This is a genomic window from Micromonospora sp. WMMD734 (genome assembly GCF_049178975.1).
Classification (GTDB): domain Bacteria; phylum Actinomycetota; class Actinomycetes; order Mycobacteriales; family Micromonosporaceae; genus Micromonospora; species Micromonospora wenchangensis.
Genome location: NZ_JBMHMK010000001.1, coordinates 3,795,478 through 3,817,530, shown reverse-complemented (window position 1 = coordinate 3,817,530; position 22,053 = coordinate 3,795,478). Strand labels below are relative to the sequence as shown.

The window sequence follows — 22,053 nt, the reverse complement described above, 5'->3', positions numbered from 1 at the left end:
CACGGCAAGGCTGCGGAGTGTGCGGCGGCCGATAGACTCTCTCGTCATGAGTGTTGACGAGGACACGGCCAACCACGGTCGGCTACTGGGCACCGTCCGTGGTCCGCAGGACGTGAAGCGGATGACCGGCGAACAGCTGGACATCCTCGCCGCCGAGATCCGTGACTTCCTGATCGCCAAGGTGTCCCGGACCGGCGGGCACGTCGGCCCCAACCTGGGCGTGGTGGAGCTGACCCTGGCCATGCACCGGGTCTTCGACTCGCCGCGTGACCGGCTCCTGTTCGACACCGGCCACCAGTCGTACGTGCACAAGATCCTTACCGGCCGGCAGGACGGCTTCGACAAGCTCCGCCAGCGCGGTGGCCTCTCCGGCTACCCCAGCCAGGGCGAGAGCGAGCACGACCTGATCGAGAACTCGCACGCCTCCACCGCCCTGTCCTACGCCGACGGCCTGGCCAAGGCGTACGCCCTGCGGGGCGAGCAGCGCAGCGTGGTCGCCGTGGTCGGCGACGGGGCGCTCACCGGCGGCATGTGCTGGGAGGCGCTGAACAACATCGCCACCGCCGGCAACCGGCTGGTGATCGTGGTCAACGACAACGGCCGCTCCTACTCGCCCACCATCGGCGGCCTGGCCGACCACCTGTCGTCGCTGCGGCTCAACCCCGGCTACGAGAAGGTCCTCGACACGGTCAAGGACGCCCTCGGCAACACCCCGTTCGTCGGCAGGCCGATGTACGAGGTGCTGCACGCGGTCAAGAAGGGCATCAAGGACGCGGTCGCCCCGCAGGCGATGTTCGAGGACCTCGGCATCAAGTACGTCGGCCCGGTCGACGGGCACGACGTCGCCGCCGTCGAGTCGGCGCTGCGCGCGGCCAAGAACTTCGGCGGCCCGGTGATCGTGCACGCGGTGACCCGCAAGGGCTACGGCTACCGCCCGGCCGAGGAGGACGAGGCGGACTGCCTGCACGGTCCGGGCGCGTTCGACGTCGAGACCGGCAAGCTGCTCGCCGCCCCGTCGGTGAAGTGGACGCAGGTCTTCGCCGACGAACTGGTCGCCATCGCCGACGAGCGGCCCGACGTGGTGGGGATCACCGCCGCGATGGCCGAGCCGACCGGCATCGCCACCCTGGCCCGCAAGCACCCCCACCGGGTGTACGACGTGGGCATCGCCGAGCAGCACGCGGCAACCTCCGCGGCCGGCCTGGCGATGGGTGGCCTGCACCCGGTGGTGGCGGTCTACGCGACCTTCCTCAACCGCGCCTTCGACCAGGTTCTGCTGGACGTGGCGATGCACCGGTTGCCGGTGACCTTCGTGCTGGACCGGGCCGGCATCACCGGGCCGGACGGGCCGAGCCACTACGGCATCTGGGACATGTCGGTCTTCGGGGTGGTGCCGGGGCTGCGGATCGCCGCTCCCCGCGACTCCGCCAGCCTCCGGGAGGAGCTGCGCGAGGCGATCGCGGTCGATGACGGTCCCACCATCGTCAGGTTCCCCACCGGCACCGTCGCCGCCGACCTGCCGGCCATCCGCCGGGTGGGCCCGGTCGACGTGCTGGCCGAGTCGGCGCGTACCGACGTGCTGCTGGTGGCGGTGGGTGCCTTCGGCCTGCTCGGGATGGAGGTGGCGACCCGGCTGGCCGAGCAGGGCTACGGCGTGACCGTGGTCGACCCGCGTTGGGTGCGTCCGGTGCCGGCCGAACTGGTCGAGCTGGCCGCCGGGCACCGCCTGGTCGTCACCGTCGAGGACGGCGTACGGATCGGCGGTGTCGGTGACGCGCTGGGTCAGGCGATGCGGGACGCCGACGTCCGGGTGCCGTTGCGCGACCTGGGCGTACCGGCCGACTGGCACCCGCACGGCACCCGGGCGCAGATCCTCGCCGACCTGCGGCTGACCGCGCAGGACGTGGCCCGCGACGTCACCGGCTGGATCTCCGGCCTGGACGGCGACGCCCCCTCGGTGGAGACGGTCCGCCTCCCGGCCCCCGACACCACCCCCAACTGATCCACCCCGACCCCAGGGGCGGTCCCGGCCCTGCCGCGACCGCCCCTGCGCCCGTCTCCCGGCCCGCGCCCTCCCTCCACCACTCGCCTCGCGCGTATCGCCGCCCCCTCCGCCCCCGGTGATCAAGAGGTTTGCGTCAGTTTCCCCCGTGATCAAGAGGTTTGCGTCAACCCAGAGATCAACTTTGACGCAAACCTCTTGATCACCGGGGCGAGCCGGGGGGTGGGGGGCGAGGTGGGTGGGGTGGGGGGTCAGCGGCCGCCGGCGGAGCGGTAGTAGGTCTTTTCGGCGGTGGCCAGGCTGAAGGTCTGCCGGGAGGCGGGCATCGGGACGACCACCAGGCCGGGACGTTCCACCAGGCGGGGGGTGCCGGGCGGCACGGACAGGGAGGCGTCCCGGTTGCCCCGCCAGGTGAGCACCACCAGCGGCTGCCCGGGCACCGGCAGCACGTAGGTCTGCAACGGGTTGGACCGGTCGGCGGGGGAGACCACAGGCGTGCCGTCGCCGGCCGGCCGGTAGACCACCGCGGTCATCGTTCCCGCGTCGGTCTCCCAGGTGAGCTGCTCCAGGTCGCCGGGGTCGTTACCGCCGCCCAGCGTCATCTCGCCGATGGCCCGCACGGCCACCTTCTCCATCGGCCACGACTCGGGCACCGACCGGGGCGCGTCCCGGTCGCCGATGCGGCGCGGGATGCTCCCGAACGGCCCCTGCTCGTCGGCCAGCACGCAGGTGTCCAACCCGTCGAGGGCCCGCCGGCCGGAGCCGGTGTCGTCGCGGACCAGGGGATACCTCGGGTCGACGGTGGCCGCGCCCAGGTCGAGCAGGCGGTCGGCGGCCCGCCCTCGGGGCAGCGACTCGGTGGCCCGCAGGGTGGCCGTCACCGGCACCGCCCGGCAGTCGGGCACCTTCACCGCACCGGTCAGCCCGTCGGTCAGCATCAGCGCCCGACCGTCCGGGCCGAGCAGCCGCTCCACCCGGCCGGAGGTCAGGTAGCGCCGGCCGTCCGGCAGGTGCAGCGGGAGGACGTCGGCATAGACCAGGTAACCCGGGTCGGTGTACTCGCTGGCGCGGGTCACCTCGTAGCGGCCGTCACGCCCGGTGAGCTGGAGCAGCCAGGAGGCGCTCTCCCCGGGCACGTCGGCGGCGACCAGGGCCAGCGGCACCCCGTCGACCGCACCCGACCAGAGGATCCCCGACGACGGCAGGTGGACCCGGTCGTCGACAGGCGAACGCCAGGCGCGGACCGCCTCGGTCACCGCCGCCGTCGCCGTGGCGTCCCCGGCGAGCGCGCCGCGCGGCGGCCACACCGCGCGGGTGCCGTCCAGGCTGTCGTAGCCGACCCGCAGCTCGTGGACCTGACGCGAGGCGACCGGGCCGCACGCCGGGGCGGCCAGCAGCAGGGCGAGCAGCGCGGCGACCGTCGTGCCGCGACGGCGAACCGATGCCATCCCTACGCCCCCGATCGCGTCGCCGTCGTTGTCGGAAGACCACATGGTACGCAACGCCCGGTGACGCCCCGCAGCCGTGTCCCGATGACCACAAGGGACACCAGAGTGAATTTCGGGCTTTTTCCCGGCTCCGGTAGACTCCGCCGACTGTGACGTCTGCCGAGCCCCGTGGCGCCTCCGCACCGGCCCCCGACGACTCCGAGGGCCCTGCCCGAGGCACGACGGCCACCGCGACAGCGCCCGCACCCGTGACCCTTTCCACCCCTGCCGACCTGCGTCTCGCCGACGTGCCGGCCCCCGTGGACCGGACGGTCGAGGCGACGCCTGTCGACGCGCCGCCGGTGGGGACGACACCCGGCGGGCCGGCCACGGCACCTGACGTCGACGGTGCCGACGCGGCGACGGTGGCCGTACCGGAGCGGGGGGTTGCGGACACGGACGGTGACGGCGCGACGCCGGCCGCATGGTGGCGGCGCTGGCGCTGGACCGCCCGCCGCAAGGACCTGGTGGTGTACGGCATCTTCCTGCTCGTCGCGCTCTGGGTGACCAGCCGGATCTGGGCCGACCCGGCCGGCCGGGTGGCCTCGCTCTACAGCAGCGACCCGGCGCAGGTGCAGTTCTTCCTCGCCCACTCGGTGCGGGTGGTGCTGCACGGGGAGTTCCCGTTCTACACCGACCAGTTCAACTACCCCGACGGCGTCAACCTGATGGCCAACACGGCGGTGCTGGCGCTGGGCATCCCGATGGTGCCGGTCACCCTGCTGTTCGGGCCGGCGGTCTCCTTCGTGGTGCTGGTCACCCTGGGCCTGGCCGGCACCGCCGCCGCCTGGTACCACGTGCTGTCCCGGCACCTGGTGCGGCGGCGGCTCGCCGCGGCGGTCGGCGGCTGGTTCTGCGGGTTCTCCCCGGCGATGCTCTCGCACGCCAACTGGCACCCCAACATCATCAGCCAGTTCCTGCTGCCGTTCATCGTGTGGCGGGTGATGGTGCTGACCCGCTCCACCCGGCCGGTGCGCGACGGGCTGCTGCTCGCCGTGCTGGTCACCGGGCAGGCGTTCATCAACGAGGAGATCCTGCTCTTCACCGCCCTGGCCTGCGGCATCTTCCTGATCGCCATGGTGGCCCAGCGGCCGGCGCTCTGGTCGGCGGCGTGGCGGCCCCTGGCCACCGGGCTGGCCGCGTGCGCGGTGCTGGCCGGGGCGCTGCTGGCGTACCCGCTCTACATCCAGTTCGCCGGGCCGATGGCGTACCACGGGCTCAGCGACGCGGTGCAGGACTACGGCAACGACATCGCCGCGTTCTTCGCCCCCGGCTCGCCCACCTTCGGCGGCAACGAACGGGCCAACGTCAACCTGGCCCCGAACTACTCCGAGGAGAACGCCTTCTTCGGTTGGAGCCTGTCGCTGATCGCCGTCGGCATCGTGCTCTGGCTACGCCGCGAACGCCTCGTCCGGGCGCTCGCCGTGACCGGCGCGTTCTTCGCGCTGCTCTCCCTCGGCGAGCGGATCTCCTGGTGGGGGCGGGACCTGGTCACCGGGCCGTGGGAACTGCTGGTGCGGCTGCCGCTGCTGGACGCGGTGGTGCCCACCCGGTTCGCCCTGATCACCTCCGTGGTGATCGGCATGCTGCTGGCGCTGGCCGTGCAGCGGGCCTGGACGCTGCGCGGCGCGCAGTGGCAGCACGCCAAGACCGTCACGGTGGCCGCCCTGGTGCTGGCGCTGCTGCCGATCGTGCCGATGCCGTTGAAGGTGACCTCCCGCCCGCCGGTGCCGGACTTCATCACCGCCGACCGCTGGCGCGAGTACGTCGGCCCCGGGCAGACCCTGGTGCCGGTGCCCGTGCCCAGCATGGGCAACACCCACGGGATGCGCTGGGCGGCGGCCACCAACCTGGACTTCAAGATCCCGGGTGGCTACTTCCTCGCCCCGCGCAACGGCAACACCGGTGACCCGGGCCGGTTCGGCGGGCGGCCCAGCGGCATCGGGCAGCTGCTCGACGAGGTGGCCACCACCGGGCGGACCACCAAGCTGGACGACCGGCAGCGCCGCCGCAGCCTGGACGAGCTGCGGCACTGGAACGCCGCGGTGCTGGTGCTGCCGCTGCGCCAGCACAACGCGGAGCCGCTGCGCCGCACCGTCGAGCAGTTGGTCGGCCCCGCCCGCCGGGAACTCGACGTGTGGGTGTGGGACGTCCGACCGCTGTCCGCCCGCACCGCCTGACGTTCCGGTGGGACCCGGCCGGGTCCCACCGTGCGCCGGTCGGGCCACCGCGCCAGGGCGGGCGGGTCAGTCGACCAGGGGGCGGACGTCCCAGAGCCAGACGTCGTCGACCCGCTGCGCCGGGCCGAGCAGGCCGGTCATCAGGTCCCGCAGCACCGCCTCGCGCGGATGGGCCCCCAGCACCACCACCGACGCCCGCCAGAACCGCAGGTCCTCCAGCGCCTGCCGGCGGTTCTCCCCGGTCAGCGCGGGCACCGTGCCGGCGTCGATGGTGGCGTAGATCAGGGTGCTGGTCGGGCGGTTCGGCGCGCCGAAGACCCCCTCGCCCAGCTCGTTGGGGCCGATAAAGTAGCCCCCCGGCACCGGGAACTCGTGCCCGGTCAGCGCGCTCCAACGCAGCGTGGACAGGCCGTGCACGTTGCTCGGGATCGGCACCGGGACCAGGGTGCGCCCGGCCGGCACGTACGGCCGCCAGCCGCCGGCGGTGATGAAGTGTGGCGGCAGGTCGATGTGCTGCGCGGGCAGCGGGCGGGGGAACAGCGGCAGCACCGCCAGCGCGATCGCCGCGTACCCGACCGGCCGGACCCACCGGCGACGGGTCGGCGTGGCCTTCCCGGCGCTGTCGACGGGGGTGTCGTCGGCGGCGGCGCGCGGCATCGGCACCCGGGGCCGGCCGTGGCCGCCCACCGCGTCCCAGGCCAACGCGAGCAGGACGCCGACCGCACCGGTCACCACCAGGGTCAGCCGGGTCGGCATCATCATCTCGACCAGCGGCAGGTCGTCCGGGATGTACGCCCACGGGCCGTCCACGGTGGTCTCCACCCCGTTGAACCGCACCTTGGGGCCGATCGCGGCGACGGTGAAGACCACCACCAGCACCCCGGCGACCCGGGCGGCCAACGACCGCCGCCAGAGCAACACCAGTGCGGCCAGCGTGACCAGCACCAACGGCCAGCCGAACCAGGTGTTCTGCTCGGTCAGGCCGATGGTCTTCTCGACCGCCTCGTCCCCGGCCACGGTGTCCCGGGCGAAGGTGACGAAGGCCATCAGGTCCTCGCCCCAGTTGTGGAACACCCCGCCCTGCAACCCCCGGTAGGACTGCGGCCCGTTGAACTGGTACCAGATCGGGTACGCGGTGAGCAGCAGCGCCAGCCCGCCGCCGACCCCGAGCGCGGCCAGGAAACCGCCGGCCCGCGCGCGGGCCTCGCGGGGCCGCTGCACCACGTACGCGACCACCGCCACCAGGCAGGCCAGCGCGGTCAGCAGCAGCATCTCCTCGTTGATGAAGACCTGGTACGCCACCAGCAGGCCCAGCACCAGCCCGTCGCGCCGCCACCGGTCGGGCCGGCCAAGCAGCAGCACCCGGGCCACGATCAGCGGCAGCAGGAAGTTGGAGACGAAGTTGGGCTGCCCGTTGGCGTGGTGCACGATGCCCGGGGCGAAACCGAGGAACGCGCCGCCGACGAACGCGCCGGCCCGCGAGCGCACCAGGTGCCGGGAGAGCATCCAGTACGAGGTGGCCGCCGTCGCGGCCAGCGCCCCGCCCAGGTAGAGCGCGTACGTCACCTGCGGGCCGAACAGCAGCGTGACCGGGGCCAGCGGGATGGTCATGCCCAGCAGCGAGGTGTTCGCCATCATGTTCACCCCGTCCGGGGCGTTCTGCCGGGCGCTGAACAGCGGGTTCTCCAGGTGCCGCACCGAGTACGCGCCGTGGGTGAACAGCCACTCGAACCAACTGTGGTCGGTCGGCAGGTGGGACGACACCCGGTGCTGCACGTCCACCCAGTAGTTCAGGCACACGAGAACGCCGATCAGCGCATAGGCTCCGATGGCGAGCACGTCGGCCCGGCCCGGCCGTCGGCCCGGCCGCCGCTGCGGGTCTGTCGCGTCGGGATCGACCGCATCGGGTTCGACCGCGTCGCGCGCGGACGTCGGGTTCAACGAGGGATCTACCACCGGCACGGCCACGACGGGCCATCGTACAGGCGACGACCGGCCGTCCCGGTGACCCGGTGTGTGGCGTTCCGCGTTGACCGGCGGGAGGTCGGCGGGGTGTGGCGGTCGAAAGAGGGTGCGCGTGACGGTCATCGATCTGGGTGAGCTGCGCGACGACCCGCTGCCGCAGCCACCCGGCCCCGCACCCCGGGCCGTCGGCCGGCCGCTGCGGCTGGTGGTGGTGCTGGCGCTCACCCTGCTGGCGTTGACCGCCGCCGCGCCGGTGGCGAAGCGGGCGGCGTTCGTGGTGCCGGCCCCGCTCGGCTCGATGGTGCTGCTCCACGACGGGGAGGTCTTCCTGCTCGAACCGGGCGACGCCCCGACCGCTCCCGGCTGGTTGAGCGCGTGGACGATCCCCACCTCCCCGGGCGCGCGGCCGGTACGGCGGTGGCAGGTGCCGGTACCGGTGTCGGTGACCGCCGGCTTCACGCAGCTGCGCCGGTACGCCGACGTGCTGCTGCTCACCGGCACGGTGAGCTGGCCGGACGGGGAGTACCGGGCGTTCGCCCACGACCGGGACACCGGTCGGGTGCGGTGGCAGCGCGCCGGGACGGGCCTGTCCGCCGGCCCCGACCTGCTCTTCGAGGACGGCACGGACGGCCCACAGACCTACCACTCGGTCGACCCGAGCACGGGGCGGGACCGTTGGTCGGCGGCGGTGCCGGCGCTGTTCACCATGTTCCGTCACCGGGCCGACGGCGTGGACCGGATCGTGACGGTGGACGCCGGCGGCACGGCCGAGGTCTGGGACGCCCGACGCGGGGTACGCCTGCACGGTGGGCAGCTCGACCACGAGGGCACGCCGTCGGACACCAGCTTCGAGGTCGTCGGTGACCTGCTGCTCGCCGTCGGCGGTAGCTCCGGCCGACTCACCGGGTACGGCCTCGACCGGCTTGACCGCCGATGGGAGGTGCCGCTGCCGACGCCGTCGTTCTTCGCGGAGTGCGGGTCGTTGCTCTGCGCGCAGGGCATCGCTGGCGGGGTGCGGGCGCTGGACCCGGCGACCGGCCGGACGGTGTGGCGCGACAACCGGTGGGAGCTGTCCGGGATCGAACGCGGTGGCCGGCTGCTGGCGAGCAGCCTGGGCCGGGGCGTCTGGCACCCGCTGGCGGTGCTCGACGTCGCCTCCGGGCGGGTCGCCGCCGAACTGGACGTCTGGAACGTCGCCGCGTCGAACAGCCCCGACGGGCCAGTGTTCGGGTTACGCCCGGCCGGCGAGGGCCGGATGCTGGTCGCGGAGCTGGACGTGGCCGCCGCGCGGGTCGGGGTGCGCGACGTGCTGCCGGCCGTCTCCGGCGACTGTCAGAGCGACGGGCGGTTGCTGCTGTGCCGGCTGATGGACGGCAGGTTCGGGGTCTGGCGGGTGCCCCGGTGACGGTGATCGACCTGGGTGAGGTCGGGCACCACGACGAGCCGCCCCCGCCGGCACGCCGGCCCCGGGGCCGGCGGTCGGCCGGCCACCCGGCGGCCGTCGCCCTGACCGCCCTGCTCCTGCTGCTCACCCTGGCCGGCGCGGCACCCGGGCCGACCCGGTTGGCCCCGGTGCCCGTGCCGGACGTGCCGGAGCCCAGCCACCTGATCGTCGGGGGCCTGCTGGTGCTCGCCTACCCGTCGGCGCTGTCGCCGGCGGGTAGCCGGCAGCTCACCGCGATCGACCTGGCCGACGGGCGGGTCCGCTGGGAGACGTCGCTGTCGCCCCGGCACCAACTGGTGGTGCTGGAGGGGGCCGGCGACGACGTGGTGGTCACCACCGACCCCGGTGGCGAACCGGTCTCCATGGTGCTCGACCACGTCGACGGGCGGGCCCGGTGGCGGCAGCCCGGGGTGGCGGTGCCGACCGCCGACGGCGGGCTGCTGCTGGAGGACCTGCACGTCGACCGGGTGGCGGTACGCGGGGTCGAGCCGGCGACCGGCGCGGTCCGCTGGACGGTCACCGCCGGGGCGGCCACCGTCGGCTACCGGCCGGGGGAGCGCGGCGTCGCGGAACTCGTCGTGGTGACCAGCGCCGGCCGGGCCGACGCGTACGACGTCGACACCGGCGTACGCCGGCTCGCGTTCCCGGTGCCGCCCGCCCGCGGCGACCATCACCACGTGGCCCAACCGACCGGTGACCTGCTGCTGGTCGACGGGGAACCGGGCCGACTGGCCGCCTACGACCTGGCGTCCGGCCGGCGACGGTGGGACACCCCGGTGCCGACGCCGGACGGCTGGTCCGTCCGGTCCTGCGGCGACGCCGTCTGCCTGGGAGAGGCGTTCGGGACCCGGGTGCTCGATCCGGTGACCGGCCGGGTGCGCTGGACCTCCGACTGGTGGGCCCCGGTCGCGTCGGTCGCCGGCCGGATGGTCGGGGTCAGCGCCGACGGGCAGCAGGGGCTGGCCCTGCTCGATGCGGCGACCGGTCGGTCCGTGGCCGAGCTGGGCAGGTGGGAGCTGGTCCACCAGTGGCCGCCCACCGACGCGCTGCTGGTCGTCCGGCCGGTCGGCGGCGGCCGGCAGTTGGTGGCCGAGCTGGACCCGACCGACGGCACGCTACGGGTCCGGGACGTGTTGCCCGGCCGGTGGGAGGCCTGCTCGCGGAGCCAGGGGGTGCTGGTCTGCTGGCGGCAACGCGACAGCATCGGGGTGTGGCGGATGCCCGACTGACGGTGTCGCACGGCCCACCTGGCGCCGGGCGTTTGGCCGGCGGCGCTAGGTTGTCGGACAGGTCGGCGAGGAGGTCGGGATGCGGGTGCTGGTGGTCGAGGACGAACGGAACCTCGCCGACGCGATCGTGCGGGGGCTGCGCAAGCGGGGCATGGCGGTCGACGTGGCGTACGACGGGGACGCCGGCCACGAAGCCGCCTTCGTCACCAGGTACGACGTGGTGGTCCTCGACCGTGACCTGCCTGGCATGCACGGCGACCAGATCTGCGCCGAGCTGGCCGCCTCCGGCACCCTCACCCGGGTGCTGATGTTGACCGCCAGCGACAGCGTCGCCGACCGGGTGGAGGGGTTGGGTCTCGGCGCGGACGACTACCTGCCCAAGCCGTTCGCGTTCGACGAGTTGGTGGCCCGGGTGCAGGCGCTGGGCCGGCGGGCCACCCCGGCCGCCCCGCCGGTGCTCCAGGTGGGTGACGTGGTGCTCGACCCGGCCCGCCGGGTGGTCACCCGGGCGGGTGCTCCGGTCGACCTGACCAACAAGGAGTTCGGGGTGCTCAGCGAGCTGGTCAAGGCGCGCGGCGCGGTGGTCTCCAGCGAGGAGTTGCTGGAACGGGTCTGGGACGCCAACACCGACCCGTTCACCACCATCGTCCGGGTGACGGTGCGGACCCTGCGCAAGAAGCTCGGCGACCCACCGTTGATCGAGACGGTGGTCGGCGCGGGCTACCGGACGGTCGACTCGTGACCCGGCGGCTGCGGCCCACCCTGCGGTTACGGTTGACCCTGCTCAACGGGGTGCTGCTGGTCGGGGCCGGGGCGATCCTGGTGACGCTGGCCTGGCTGCTGGTGCGCGACGCGCTGCGGCCCACCGACGAGCTGCGGCCGGGCACCACCGTGCTGCTGGCCGACGGGCGGTCGCTGGACGCGGCGGTGTGGCAGCGGCAACTGGTCGACGCCGCCTCCGACGAACTGCTGGTCAAGGGCCTGCTGGCGCTACTGGCGATCAGCGTGGTCGGGGTGGCCGGGGCGTACTGGGTGGCCGGCCGGACGCTGCGCCCGCTGCACCAGGTCACCGCGACCGCGCGCCGGCTCGGCGAGACCACGCTCGACCAGCGGATCGGCTGGTCCGGGCCGGACGACGAGGTGGCCGAGCTGGCCCGGACCTTCGACGCGATGCTGGACCGGATCACCGCCGCCTTCGAGGCGCAGAAACGGTTCGTGGCCAACGCCTCGCACGAACTGCGGACCCCGCTGGCGGTGATGCGTACCGAGATTGACGTGACGCTCAGCGACGACGAGGCGGATGCTGCCGAGTACCATCGGATGGCCACCGTCGTCCGGGACGCCTCGGAGCGCGCCAACGGACTGGTGGACGCGCTGCTGGTGCTGGCCCGCAGCGAGGCCCAGACGGGTCGACGGCTGGCCCGGCGTACGGAGTGTGACCTGGCGACAGGCACCGCCAACGCGTTGTCCGCGATGTCCCGCGAGGTGGAGCGGATCGGGTTGCGGGTGCAGTCCTCGCTGCGACCGGCCCCGGTGACCGGTGACCCGGGCCTGCTGGACCGGCTGGCCGGGAACCTGATCGAGAATGCGGTGCGCTACAACCACCTGCACGGCCGGCTCTGGGTGCGTACCGGCACCGACGGGCGGTCGTCCTGGCTCGTGGTGCGCAACACCGGGTTCGAGGTGGACCAGGCCGACGTGCCGGGGCTGTTCGAGCCGTTCCGCCGGGGCGGGCGGGAACGCACCGGGGCCCGGGGGTCCGGGCTGGGCCTGTCGATCGTCCGGGCGGTCTGTGACGCGCACGGCGGGACGGTCCAGGTCACCGCGCAGAAGGGCGGGGGCCTTGAGGTGACCGTCACGCTGCCCTCTGCCGAACAGACCCCGGGCTGAATCTGCTTGCCGGCCGGCCGGACGCCTGCAATGATCGCCCCGTCGGCCCGGACCGGGGAGAGGGGGTGCGGTAGATGTCCATCATGACCTGTCCCGCGCCCCGCCCTGCCCACCGCTGACACCACACGTCACGGGGCGCGTTCCACCGCTGCGAAAGGCAGACCCGTGAGCGCACGGATCCACAACATCGGTATCGACTGTCACGACACCTACGCCCTGGCCGGTTTCTGGGCGCAGGTCTTCGACTGCCCCCGCCAGCCCGACGACCAGCCCGGTGACCCGGAGGCGATGCTGCTGCCGCCGGGCGGGCCGGAGGTGCTCTTCCTGGCCGTGCCGGAGGGCAAGTCGGTGAAGAACCGCCTGCACCTCGACCTGGAGCCGGTCGACCGGACCCGGGACGAGGAGGTCGCCCGGCTGCTGGCCGTCGGTGCCGTCCAGGTCGACGACCAGCGTCGGCCCGACGGCACCGGTTGGGTGGTGCTGGCCGACCCGGAGGGCAACGAGTTCTGCGTGCTGCGCAGCGCCGCCGAGCGGGCCGCCACGACCGGCTGACCGGCCGACCGGGCTGACCGGCGGCGATGCCGACGGGCCGGCCTGGACGCCGACGGGCCCCGCCCACCGTGGGGTGGACGGGGCCCGCCGGGGCGACCCGGGTGGGGTCAGCCCTTCTTCTCGATCTGCCCGCGCATGGTGACGAACTCGGACTTCAGCTCGGCGGCCGACTTGTAGTACTGGACGATGAGGCCCACACTGCCCCGGTCGGCCCAGATGCAGACGCCCAGCGGGACGCCCTCGCTCTTGCCGTCACCGCACTTGGCGTCGCCGCCGAGCGGGCCGGCGTCGACGGCCGCCATGTTGGTGACGTTGAGCTGGCTGGAGATGCCGGTGACGGCGTCGTCGAGTTCCTTCTTGGGGTCGACCATCACACCCGACGCGGCGGCGATCATCAGCAGGTCCTGCTTGGCCGGGTCGCCGTAGAAGGCACCTGCGGTGCTCGTCTCGTTCTGCACGGACTTCTTCATCTCGGTGACCAGGCTGTCGGCGACCGCCTTGAGGCCCGGCTCGGTGACCTGCGGGCGGCCGGCGAGGGTGGCGGGGGCGGAGACGGTCGTGTTGGCGGCGTCCACCGCCTCCTTGACGTCGTCCTTGAGGGCGAACGCGGCGATCGCCGCGCCGCCGAGGCAGAGCACCAGCAGCACGGCCAGCACGATCAGCACGATCTTGCCGACGGACCGCTTCTTCGCCGGCGCGGGCGGGGCGGCGTACGGGGTCGCCCCGACGCCGTCCGGCTGCTGCGGGAAGCCGCCCTGCGGGGCCGGCGGCGGGTAGCTGCCCTGCGGCGCGTCGCCATCCGGCTGGTGGGCGGGAGGGGTGGTCGGGGGCTGGGACATCAGGTCGGCTCCAGAGATCGTTTGTTGAGGCCGGGTGATCTTAGCCAGCCCGACCGACACCCTCGCCGCCGACCGTTCCGCCCCTGGTCAGCGTGCGGGGCGGCCACGGGGTCCGGTGGACCCGGTGACCGCCCCCGGAGCGGATCAGTCGCGCTTCTCGATCTGACCCCGGATGGCGACGAACTCGGACTTCGCCTTGGCCGCCGAGGAGAAGTACATGACGATCATGCCCACGCTGCCGTGGTCGGCCCAGACGCAGACGCCGAGCGCGATGCCCGACGCCTTGCCGTCGCCGCACTTCGCGACCCCGCCCAACGGGCCCGGGTCGATGGTGGACATCTTGGTGACCGCAAGCGAGCTGCCCAGTCCCTTGACCGCGTCGTCCAGCTCCTGCTCGGGGAGGATGACCGGACCCGAGGCACCGGCCATCATCACCATGTTCCTGCTGGCCGCGCTGCCGTAGAACGCGCTCACCGCGCCCGTCTCGTTGCGGACCTCGGATTTCATGTCGCGGACCATCTGGTCGGCGATCCGGCGCAGCTCCGGGTCGGTGCTCTTGGACCGGCCACCGAGGGTCGACGGGGTGACCAGCCGGATCGGGCCCGGGTCGTCGACGTCCTCGGACGGGGTCGGGTCGGGGGTCGGGCTGTCGGTCTCGACGGGGGTGGGGCTCGGGGTGGGCGACGTGACCGCGGTGGGCGTCGGCGACGGGGTCGGCGTCTTCGGGTCGTCCTCGCCACTCAGGGCGACCCAGGTGAGGCCGCCGCCACCGAGGCAGAGCACCAGGAGGCCGACGAGGCCCAACGACAGCAGCAGCGGCAGCTTCGACCGCTGGGGCGCGGGGGCGTGCGGCGGGCCCGGCGGGGAGCTGAACGGAGCGCCGCCGAAGCCGGCGTACTGCTGCGCGGCGGGATCGGGGTAGCCGCCCGAGCCGGCGGCACCCGGATAGCCCGGCTGCGGGCCGGGGTAACCGGGCTGCGGGATGCCGGGATAGCCGGGCTGGGCCGCACCCGGGTAACCGGGCTGCGGTGCCGCCGGGTAACCGGGCTGCGGGCCGCCCGGATAGCCGGACTGAGGACTACCGGGCGGCCCGGAGTGCGGGGCGGCCGGATAGCCCGACGGTGGGGTGGCGGGCGGCCCGGACTGCGGTGCGCCGGGGTAGCCGCCCTGCGCCGGGTCGGGCTGCGGCCAGCCGCCGTACTGCGGGCCGGGGTACTGGTCGGCCGGCGGACCCGACTGCGGATCGGCCGGCCACCCGCCGGGCTGCGGGTTCGATGCCGCCGGATACGGCGTGGTGGGCCAGCCGCCACCCTGCGGCGGCGTGTGCGGACCCTCGGGCGACGCCGGTGGGCCGTCGGACACAGGCGGAAAGTGACCGGTGGGCGAGCCGTGCTCCGGCTGCCCGGACCAGGGATCGACCGGCGGTGAGGTCATCAGATCAGCTCCAGGCGAGGGTGAGAACGCGTGATGGTAGCCAGACGGAGCCCGGCCGCGCAGCCCCCCGAGTCTGACGAGGGTACGCAAACGACGATCGCGGTGGCCACGATATCCCGGGGGGAGGACATCGTCGGCCACCGCGATCGGCGGGGGAGCGGGGATGGTTCAGGCGCGCAGGCTGGCGGCCCCACGCGGCAGGAAACGCTGGCCGGTGACCCGCTCGGAGGTGCCGGTCCGGTCCAGGTACGGGGTGATCCCGCCCAGGTGGAACGGCCAACCGGCACCGAGGATCATGCACAGGTCGATGTCCTGCGCCTCGGCGACGACGCCCTCGTCGAGCATCAGCCGGATCTCCTGCGCCAACGCGTCGAGGGCGTTCTGCCGGACCCGCTCGGCGCTGAGCGGCTGGTCGCCGACGACGAGCAGCTTGGCCACCTCGTCGTTGATCCGGTCCTCGACGACGATCGGCTGACCCGAGTCGGCGATCCGACGTAGGTTCTCGCTGACGCCGAAGCGGTCCGGGTACGCCGCGTGCAGGGTGCCGCCCACGTGGTAGGCCACCGCCGGCCCGACCAGTTGGAGCAGGGCGAGCGGACGCATCGGCAGCCCCAGCGGGTCCAGTGCGCTGTCGGCAACGTCCAGCGGGGTGCCGGCGTCGACGGCGGCGAACACGGTGCCCAGGAAGCGGGTGAGCAGCCGGTTGACCACGAACGCCGGGGCGTCGGAGACCAGCACCGAGGACTTCTTCAACTGCTTGCCCACGGCGAACGCGGTGGCCAGGGTGGCGTCGTCGGTCCGTTCGCCCCGGACGATCTCCAGCAGCGGCAGCACCGCCACCGGGTTGAAGAAGTGGAAGCCGACCAGCCGCTGCGGATGCTCCAGCTCGGCGGCCATCGCGGTGATCGACAGCGAGGAGGTGTTGGTGGCGAGCACCGCCTCCGGCGCGACGATCTTCTCCAGCTCGGCCCAGACCTGCTTCTTGACGTCCAGGTCCTCGAACACGGCCTCGATGACGAAGTCGGCGTCGGCGAAGACGGACTTGTCGACCGAGCCGGAGACCAGGCCGTACAGCTTGGCGGCGGTGCCCTTGTCCATCCGGCCCTTGCTGACGGCCTTCTCGATCTGGGTGTGCACGTAGCCGACACCCTTGTCCACCCGCGACTGGTCCAGGTCGGTCAGTACGACCGGCACCTGGAGGCGGCGGGCGAACAGCAGCGCGAGCTGGCTGGCCATCAGGCCGGCACCGACGATGCCGACCTTGGTGACCGGCCGGGCCAGGGCCTTGTCCGGTGCGCCGGCCGGCCGCTTGGCCCGCCGCTGCACCAGGTCGAAGGCGTACAGGCCGCTGCGCAGCTCCTCGGAGAAGATCAGGTCGGCCAGCGCCTCGTCCTCGGCGGCGGTGCCGGTGGCGAAGTCGGCGTCCTTCGCCGTCTCCAGCAGGTCCAGCGCCTGGTACGCGGCCGGCACCGCGCCGTGCAGCCGTTGGTCCAGGGTCTGCCGGGCGAAGTAGAGCACGCCCGCCCACATGTCCCGGTCGACCTCGGGCCGGCTGACGGTGACCTCGCCCCGCACCACCGCGGCGGCCCACTCCAGGGACCGTTCCAGGAAGTCGGCCGGCTCCAGCAGCACGTCCGCGATGCCCATCTCGGCGGCCTGCTTCGGCTTGAGCATCTTGTTCTGCATCAGCGGGTTCTGCAGGATCACCTGGGTGGCGGCGGGGATGCCGATCAGGTTCGGCAGCAGTTGGGTGCCGCCCCAGCCGGGGATCAGGCCGAGCGACACCTCGGGCAGGGCCAGCGCCGCCGCGCCACCGGACAGCGTCCGGTAGTGGCAGTGCAGGGCCAGTTCCAGGCCGCCGCCCATCGCCGCGCCGTTGACGAAGGCGAAGGTGGGCACGGCGCTGTCCTTCAGCCGGGCGAAGACCCGGTGGCCGAGCCGGCCGATCTCCAGCGCCTGCTCCCGGTCCGCCAGCGCCGGCAGGCTGGTGATGTCCGCGCCGACGCAGAACACGTACGGCTTGCCGGTGACCGCGACGAACGCCGGCTCGGCGGTGAGCGCGGCGGTGATCGCCTCGTCCAGGCTGGCCAGGCCGCCCGGGCCGAAGGTGTTCGGCTTGGTGTGGTCGAAGCCGTTGTCCAGGGTGATCAGGGCGGCGGGCCGGTCCAGTCCCGGCACGTTCACCTGCCGCAGCAGCGCCCGGGTGACGACCTCGTTCGGTGCGCTGAGGCTCATTTGTCTGCACCCTCCCAGTTCGGGTTCTCCCAGATGACCGTGCCGCCCATGCCGATGCCGATGCACATGGCGGTGAGGCCGTAGCGCACCTCGGGGTGCTCGGCGAACTGCCGGGCGAGCTGCGTCATCAGCCGTACGCCGGAGGAGGCGAGCGGGTGACCGATGGCGATCGCGCCGCCCCACGGGTTGACCCGGGGGTCGTCGTCGGCGATGCCGAAGTGGTCGAGGAAGGCGAGCACCTGCACGGCGAACGCCTCGTTCAGTTCGAACAGGCCGATGTCGTCGATGCTCAGGCCGGCGATGCGCAGTGCCTTCTCGGTCGACGGGATCGGGCCGACGCCCATCACCTCGGGTTCGACGCCGACGTAGCCGTACGACACCAGCCGCATGGCGACCGGCAGGCCCAGCTCACGGGCGGTGGCCTCGTCGGCGAGCAGGCTGGCGGTGGCGCCGTCGTTGAGGCCGGCCGCGTTGCCGGCGGTGACCTTGCCGTGCGGGCGGAACGGGGTCTTGAGGGTGGCCAGCTTTTCCAGCGAGGTCTCCCGGGGCGCCTCGTCGGCGGTGGCCAGGCCCCAGCCGCCATCGGCGTCGCGGATCGCGACCGGCACCAGGTCGGCCTGGAGCTTGCCGTCGGCGTACGCCTTGGCGGTCTTGACCTGCGAGGCGAGCGCGAACGCGTCGGTGCGCTCCTTGGTGATGTGCGGGACCCGGTCGTGCAGGTTCTCGGCGGTGGCCCCCATCACCAGGGCGGACGGGTCGACCAGCTTCTCGGCGATGATCCGCGGGTTGGGGTCGACGCCCTCGCCCATCGGGTGCCGGCCCATGTGCTCGACGCCACCGGCGATGGCGATGTCGTAGGCACCCATCGCGATGCCGCCGGCGACGGCGGTGACGGCGGTCATCGCGCCGGCGCACATCCGGTCGACGGCGAAGCCGGGGACGGTCTTGGGCAGTCCGGACAGCAGGGCGGCGGTGCGGCCGATGGTGAGGCCCTGGTCGCCGATCTGGGTGGTGGCGGCGACGGCGACCTCCTCGACCCGCTCCGGAGGCAGTTGCGGGTTGCGGCGCAGCAGCTCACGGATGCAGCGGATCACCAGGTCGTCGGCGCGGGTGTTGGCGTACATGCCACCCGCCTTGCCGAACGGGGTGCGGACACCGTCGACGAAGACGACATCCCGAACTTCTCGGGGCACTTGGAGCCTCCTTATCGACCACGACCCGGCCGACGCGCCGCGGGGGCGGCACGGGCCGGGTGAGGGTCGGCCGGCACTGGCGTTTCCCCGGGAATGCTACTCGCCAGTAACCATGGCCGTCACCACCCCCGGTGTGGCCCATCCCACACTCCCGGCGCGGGGGCACCCGGCCCTGGCCGGCCCGGAGACGGGCCGGCGTGGACCGGGATGCGGACCGTCAGGGACGACGGAGGGTGGCGCGGTGGTGGCTCAGGCCCGGGGCGCGGGCAGCAGTGCCTCGGCGAGCGCGGGCAGCAGGAGGGAGAGCTGCCACTGGCGTGCGCCGTAGCCGCGCAGGACCTCCGCGACGGTGTCCACGGTGATCTCGTCGGGCGGCTGCCAGGCCAGCCGGCGGACCGAATCCGGGGTGATCAGGTTCTCCGGCGGGAGCCGGTGCTCACCGGCGACGCGGACCACCACCTCCCGGCAGCGGGCCAGCCGCCCGGCGGCCACCGGGTCGCGCTCCGCCCACCGGTGCGGCGGGGGCGGCCCCTCCACCGTCGGGGTGACGGGCAACGCGTCGTCGGCCAACTGGCGGGCCTCGTCGAGCGCCGTCAGCCAGGACCGGGCCAGCCGGCGCACCGACCGGCCGCCGAACCCGGGCAACGTCAGCAGGGTCTTCTCGTCCTTCGGGTCCAGCTCGGCGGCGGCGATGATCGCCGAGTCGGGCAGCACCCGCCCCGGAGCGGCGTCGCGGCGCACGGCGATCTGGTCCCGGGCGTACCACAGGGCCCGGACCCGGGCCTGCGCCCGCGCCCCCCGGACCCGGTGGATGCCGGAGGTCCGCCGCCACGGCTCCGCCCGCACCCGGGGCGGCCGGGTGGCCCAGGTGATCAGCGCGGCGAACTCCTCCGCCGCCCACGCCGACTTGCCCTGCGCGTGCAGCTCGGCGTCCAGCGCGTCGCGCAGGTCGACGAGCATCTCCACGTCCAGCGCCGCGTAGGTCAGCCAGGACTCGGGCAGCGGCCGGCTGGACCAGTCCGCCGCCGAGTGGTGCTTCTCCAGGGTGTAGCCGAGCAACTGCTCGGTCAGCGCGGCCAGGCCGACCCGCTCGAAGCCGGCCAGCCGGGCGGCCAGCTCGGTGTCGAACAACCGGCGCGGACGCAACCCCAGCTCGGCGAGGCAGGCCAGGTCCTGGCTGGCGGCGTGCAGCACCCACTCGGCGTCGCCGATCGCCTGGTCGAGGGCGGTCAGGTCGGGCAGCGGCAGCGGATCGATGAGCGTGGTGCCGGCCCCCTCCCGGCGCAGCTGCACCAGGTAGGCCCGCTGGCTGTAGCGGTAGCCGGAGGCCCGCTCGGCGTCCAGGGCCACCGGGCCGGTGCCCGCCGCGAAGCGGGCCACGACCTCGTCCAGCTCGGCGGGGGTGGCCACCGGCTGGGGGGTGCCGTCGCGGGGCGCGGTCAGCGGTACGGGCCCGCCGGAGGGCTGCTCGGTGCCCGGGTCCGCCGGCTGGGCGACGGCCGGGGGCGGAACGTCTGCCGTACGGCTTTCGGCGGCCCGACGGCGCAGGGGTGGTTCGTCGGTCACCTGACAACCCTAGTGCGCCGGGCGAGATGGTGTGCGCAGCCGGTCCGGTGTGTGTCGTCCCGGTGTCCGACAGAGGTCGGGACGGTGAGGACGGCCACCTCGACCGCAGGACATTCGATGTCCGATAGGACGTCCTCAGGGCACCCGGGACATCTGCTTGTGCTCCGGGCGTGTCGCGTCGTTACCGGGAGGGCGGCCGGCGGTCAGGCCGCGCCGGCCGGCCGGCGGTCGGTGAGCGCGGTGACCCCGGGCGGCGGCAGCCCTGCGGTGGAGGCGAGCAGCGCACACCAGGCCGACAGGTGCGCGCCGAGGTCCTCGCCGAGCGGCGTCCAGGACGCCCGGATCTCGACGTCCCCGGCGGCGGGCGGGCCGGCCAGCTCGCCGAACCGGGTCGACACGGTCTGGGTGACCGTGCCACCGGCCGCCCGGTAGTCGGCCTGGTGCGCCTCCAACGCGTCGGTGAGCCAGGTCCAGCCCACCCCCGGCAGCAGCGGATCGGCGGCCAGGTCGACCTCCAGGTCGGCGGTCACGTAGGTGACCAGCCGCAGGGTGCCACGCCAGGCGTCGTGCCCGGCCGGGTCGTGCAGCAGGATCAGCCGCCCGTCGGCCACCTCGTCGTCGTCGCGCAGCACGGTGGCGGAGAGGGCGAACGCGTACGGGGCGAGCCGCTGGGGCGCGCCGACCTCCTCCAGGACGATCTCCGCCCGGGGGGTGACCGACCGCAGGCCGGCGACCGCGCGGGCGAACGTCTCCGGGAGCGCGATCGGGGGGGCCATGACCGGCAGCCTATGCCGACGCGCCGTCGCCCGCCGTCACGGCACGCCGAAGCGCCGGCCCACGGCGGTGTCCCGCCGCCGACCGGTGCGTCCCGGGGGTGCGGGTCACAAATGGCGGCGCTGCCCGTCGGGCCCGCGCGGGTGCGTGGCACGATTGCCGCGATGACCACCGACACCACGGGCACCGCCGCCCGAGACGGAGAATCCCGCCGCAGCGGGCCGGCCGACTCGCCCTTCGTCCGGGCCTGCCGCCGGGAGTCCGTCCCGCACACCCCGGTCTGGTTCATGCGCCAGGCCGGCCGGTCCCTGCCGGAATACCGGGAGATCCGGGCCAACGTGGGGATGCTGGACTCCTGCCGCCGGCCGGACCTGGTCGCCGAGATCACCCTCCAGCCGGTCCGCCGGCACGGCGTCGACGCGGCGATCCTGTTCAGTGACATCGTCGTCCCGGTCGCCGCGGCCGGCGTCGACCTGGACATCGTCGCCGGCACCGGGCCGGTGGTGGCCGAGCCGGTGCGCACCGTCGCCGACGTCGAGCGGGTCCGCCGCATCGACCGTGCCGACGTGTCCTACGTGGACGAAGCCGTCCGGCTGCTCGTCGCCGAACTCGGCGACACCCCGCTGATCGGCTTCGCCGGTGCGCCGTTCACCCTGGCCAGCTACCTGGTCGAGGGCGGACCGTCGCGGACCCACGCCAGGACCAAGGCGATGATGTACGGCCAGCCCGACCTGTGGCACGCGCTGTGCGCCCGGCTCGCCGAGGTCACCCTGGCGTTCCTGCGGGTGCAGGTCGACGCCGGGGTCTCCGCCGTGCAGCTCTTCGACTCCTGGGCCGGGGCCCTGTCCGAGGCCGACTACCGCCGCTTCGTCCTGCCGCACTCCACCGCCGTGCTGTCCGGCCTGGCCGACGCCGGGGTGCCCCGGATCCACTTCGGGGTGGGCACCGCCGAGCTGCTCGGCGCGATGGGGGAGGCCGGCGCCGACGTGGTCGGCGTCGACTGGCGTACCCCGCTGGACGTGGCGACCCGCCGGATCGGGCCGGACCGGGCCGTGCAGGGCAACCTCGACCCGACCGTGCTGTTCGCCCCCTGGCCGGTGATCGAGGCCGAGGTGCGGCGGATCGTCGAGCAGGGCCGCGCCGCCCCCGGACACGTGTTCAACCTCGGTCACGGCGTGCTGCCCGAGACCGACCCCGAGGTGCTGACCCGGGTGGTCGCGCTGGTGCACGAGGTGTCCGCGCGCCGGGACGAGCAGGGCTGAG

16 protein-coding genes are annotated in these 22,053 nt (G+C 73.8%); 8 read left to right on the top strand and 8 right to left on the bottom strand.

The window, feature by feature from the left end; genetic code table 11:
* Positions 1–46 precede the first annotated feature (46 nt).
* Positions 47–2,002 carry a 1-deoxy-D-xylulose-5-phosphate synthase gene (gene dxs, locus ACN267_RS16095; RefSeq protein WP_204957036.1) on the top strand — a complete coding sequence of 652 codons (1,956 nt, stop codon included), beginning with the start codon at positions 47–49 and terminating at the stop codon, positions 2,000–2,002.
* 251 nt (positions 2,003–2,253) lie between these two features.
* Here dxs and ACN267_RS16090 read toward each other — a convergent pair whose 3' ends face one another.
* A complete protein-coding gene (locus ACN267_RS16090; RefSeq protein WP_204957037.1) occupies positions 2,254–3,450 on the bottom strand; it encodes a hypothetical protein in 1,197 nt (398 codons plus the stop codon).
* Between the two features lie 272 nt (positions 3,451–3,722).
* On the opposite strand from ACN267_RS16090, the gene ACN267_RS16085 reads away from it, so the two are divergent.
* Complete coding sequence (locus ACN267_RS16085) at positions 3,723–5,669, top strand: hypothetical protein (protein ID WP_421490430.1); 1,947 nt, start codon at positions 3,723–3,725, stop codon at positions 5,667–5,669.
* A gap of 66 nt (positions 5,670–5,735) precedes the next feature.
* Here the strand turns inward: ACN267_RS16085 and ACN267_RS16080 are convergent, their stop codons facing one another.
* Positions 5,736–7,637 carry a hypothetical protein gene (locus tag ACN267_RS16080; protein WP_421489030.1) on the bottom strand — a complete coding sequence of 634 codons (1,902 nt, stop codon included), beginning with the start codon at positions 7,635–7,637 and terminating at the stop codon, positions 5,736–5,738.
* Between the two features lie 109 nt (positions 7,638–7,746).
* On the opposite strand from ACN267_RS16080, the gene ACN267_RS16075 reads away from it, so the two are divergent.
* From ACN267_RS16075 to ACN267_RS16055, 5 genes are all read left to right on the top strand, one after another.
* Entirely contained in the window at positions 7,747–9,039 is a 1,293-nt protein-coding gene (locus tag ACN267_RS16075) for a PQQ-binding-like beta-propeller repeat protein (RefSeq protein WP_421489029.1), read from the top strand.
* Complete coding sequence (locus ACN267_RS16070) at positions 9,036–10,307, top strand: PQQ-binding-like beta-propeller repeat protein (RefSeq protein ID WP_421489028.1); 1,272 nt, start codon at positions 9,036–9,038, stop codon at positions 10,305–10,307. The genes ACN267_RS16075 and ACN267_RS16070 overlap by 4 nt, the downstream gene beginning before the upstream one ends.
* Positions 10,308–10,386: 79 nt before the next feature.
* The gene (locus tag ACN267_RS16065; RefSeq protein ID WP_204957041.1) at positions 10,387–11,049 is read left to right on the top strand and encodes a response regulator transcription factor; all 663 of its coding nucleotides are present in this window, start codon (positions 10,387–10,389) and stop codon (positions 11,047–11,049) included.
* A complete protein-coding gene (locus tag ACN267_RS16060) occupies positions 11,046–12,197 on the top strand; it encodes a sensor histidine kinase (RefSeq protein ID WP_281899532.1) in 1,152 nt (383 codons plus the stop codon). The genes ACN267_RS16065 and ACN267_RS16060 overlap by 4 nt, the downstream gene beginning before the upstream one ends.
* A gap of 165 nt (positions 12,198–12,362) precedes the next feature.
* A complete protein-coding gene (locus ACN267_RS16055) occupies positions 12,363–12,749 on the top strand; it encodes a VOC family protein (RefSeq protein WP_204957042.1) in 387 nt (128 codons plus the stop codon).
* Positions 12,750–12,856: 107 nt separating this feature from the next.
* On the opposite strand, the gene ACN267_RS16050 is transcribed toward ACN267_RS16055, so the two are convergent.
* The 6 genes from ACN267_RS16050 to ACN267_RS16025 all read right to left on the bottom strand — a co-directional run bounded on the left by ACN267_RS16050 (position 12,857) and on the right by ACN267_RS16025 (position 20,792).
* The gene (locus ACN267_RS16050; protein WP_204957043.1) at positions 12,857–13,588 is read right to left on the bottom strand and encodes a hypothetical protein; all 732 of its coding nucleotides are present in this window, start codon (positions 13,586–13,588) and stop codon (positions 12,857–12,859) included.
* Positions 13,589–13,732: 144 nt separating this feature from the next.
* The gene (locus tag ACN267_RS16045; protein ID WP_281899529.1) at positions 13,733–15,022 is read right to left on the bottom strand and encodes a hypothetical protein; all 1,290 of its coding nucleotides are present in this window, start codon (positions 15,020–15,022) and stop codon (positions 13,733–13,735) included.
* 168 nt (positions 15,023–15,190) lie between these two features.
* Positions 15,191–17,257 (bottom strand): 3-hydroxyacyl-CoA dehydrogenase NAD-binding domain-containing protein, encoded by a 2,067-nt coding sequence (locus tag ACN267_RS16040; protein WP_421489027.1) that lies wholly within the window; start codon positions 17,255–17,257, stop codon positions 15,191–15,193.
* Positions 17,254–18,450: a thiolase family protein gene (locus ACN267_RS16035; protein WP_421489026.1), complete on the bottom strand. Its 1,197-nt coding sequence runs from the start codon at positions 18,448–18,450 to the stop codon at positions 17,254–17,256. The genes ACN267_RS16040 and ACN267_RS16035 overlap by 4 nt, the downstream gene beginning before the upstream one ends.
* Before the next feature lie 249 nt (positions 18,451–18,699).
* The gene (locus ACN267_RS16030) at positions 18,700–20,016 is read right to left on the bottom strand and encodes a ribonuclease D (RefSeq protein ID WP_204957047.1); all 1,317 of its coding nucleotides are present in this window, start codon (positions 20,014–20,016) and stop codon (positions 18,700–18,702) included.
* 203 nt (positions 20,017–20,219) lie between these two features.
* Positions 20,220–20,792, bottom strand: coding sequence for a DUF3000 domain-containing protein (locus tag ACN267_RS16025; protein ID WP_204957048.1), 573 nt, complete (start codon positions 20,790–20,792; stop codon positions 20,220–20,222).
* A 162-nt stretch (positions 20,793–20,954) separates the two neighbouring features.
* Here ACN267_RS16025 and hemE point away from each other — a divergent pair, with 162 nt between their 5' ends.
* On the top strand, positions 20,955–22,052 hold the full coding sequence (hemE, locus tag ACN267_RS16020; RefSeq protein ID WP_204957049.1) for a uroporphyrinogen decarboxylase: 1,098 nt from the start codon (positions 20,955–20,957) through the stop codon (positions 22,050–22,052).
* The last annotated feature ends 1 nt before the right edge of the window (position 22,053 follow it).

Bases quoted from the DNA above. Each gene is read 5' to 3' on its own strand.
- dxs (WP_204957036.1), top strand. From the start codon at position 47: ATGAGTGTTGACGAGGACACGGCCAACCACGGTCGGCTACTGGGCACC.
- ACN267_RS16090 (WP_204957037.1), bottom strand. From the start codon at position 3,450: ATGGCATCGGTTCGCCGTCGCGGCACGACGGTCGCCGCGCTGCTCGCC.
- ACN267_RS16065 (WP_204957041.1), top strand. From the start codon at position 10,387: ATGCGGGTGCTGGTGGTCGAGGACGAACGGAACCTCGCCGACGCGATC.
- ACN267_RS16050 (WP_204957043.1), bottom strand. From the start codon at position 13,588: ATGTCCCAGCCCCCGACCACCCCTCCCGCCCACCAGCCGGATGGCGAC.
- ACN267_RS16045 (WP_281899529.1), bottom strand. From the start codon at position 15,022: ATGACCTCACCGCCGGTCGATCCCTGGTCCGGGCAGCCGGAGCACGGC.
- ACN267_RS16040 (WP_421489027.1), bottom strand. From the start codon at position 17,257: ATGAGCCTCAGCGCACCGAACGAGGTCGTCACCCGGGCGCTGCTGCGG.
- ACN267_RS16025 (WP_204957048.1), bottom strand. From the start codon at position 20,792: ATGGCCCCCCCGATCGCGCTCCCGGAGACGTTCGCCCGCGCGGTCGCC.
- hemE (WP_204957049.1), top strand. From the start codon at position 20,955: ATGACCACCGACACCACGGGCACCGCCGCCCGAGACGGAGAATCCCGC.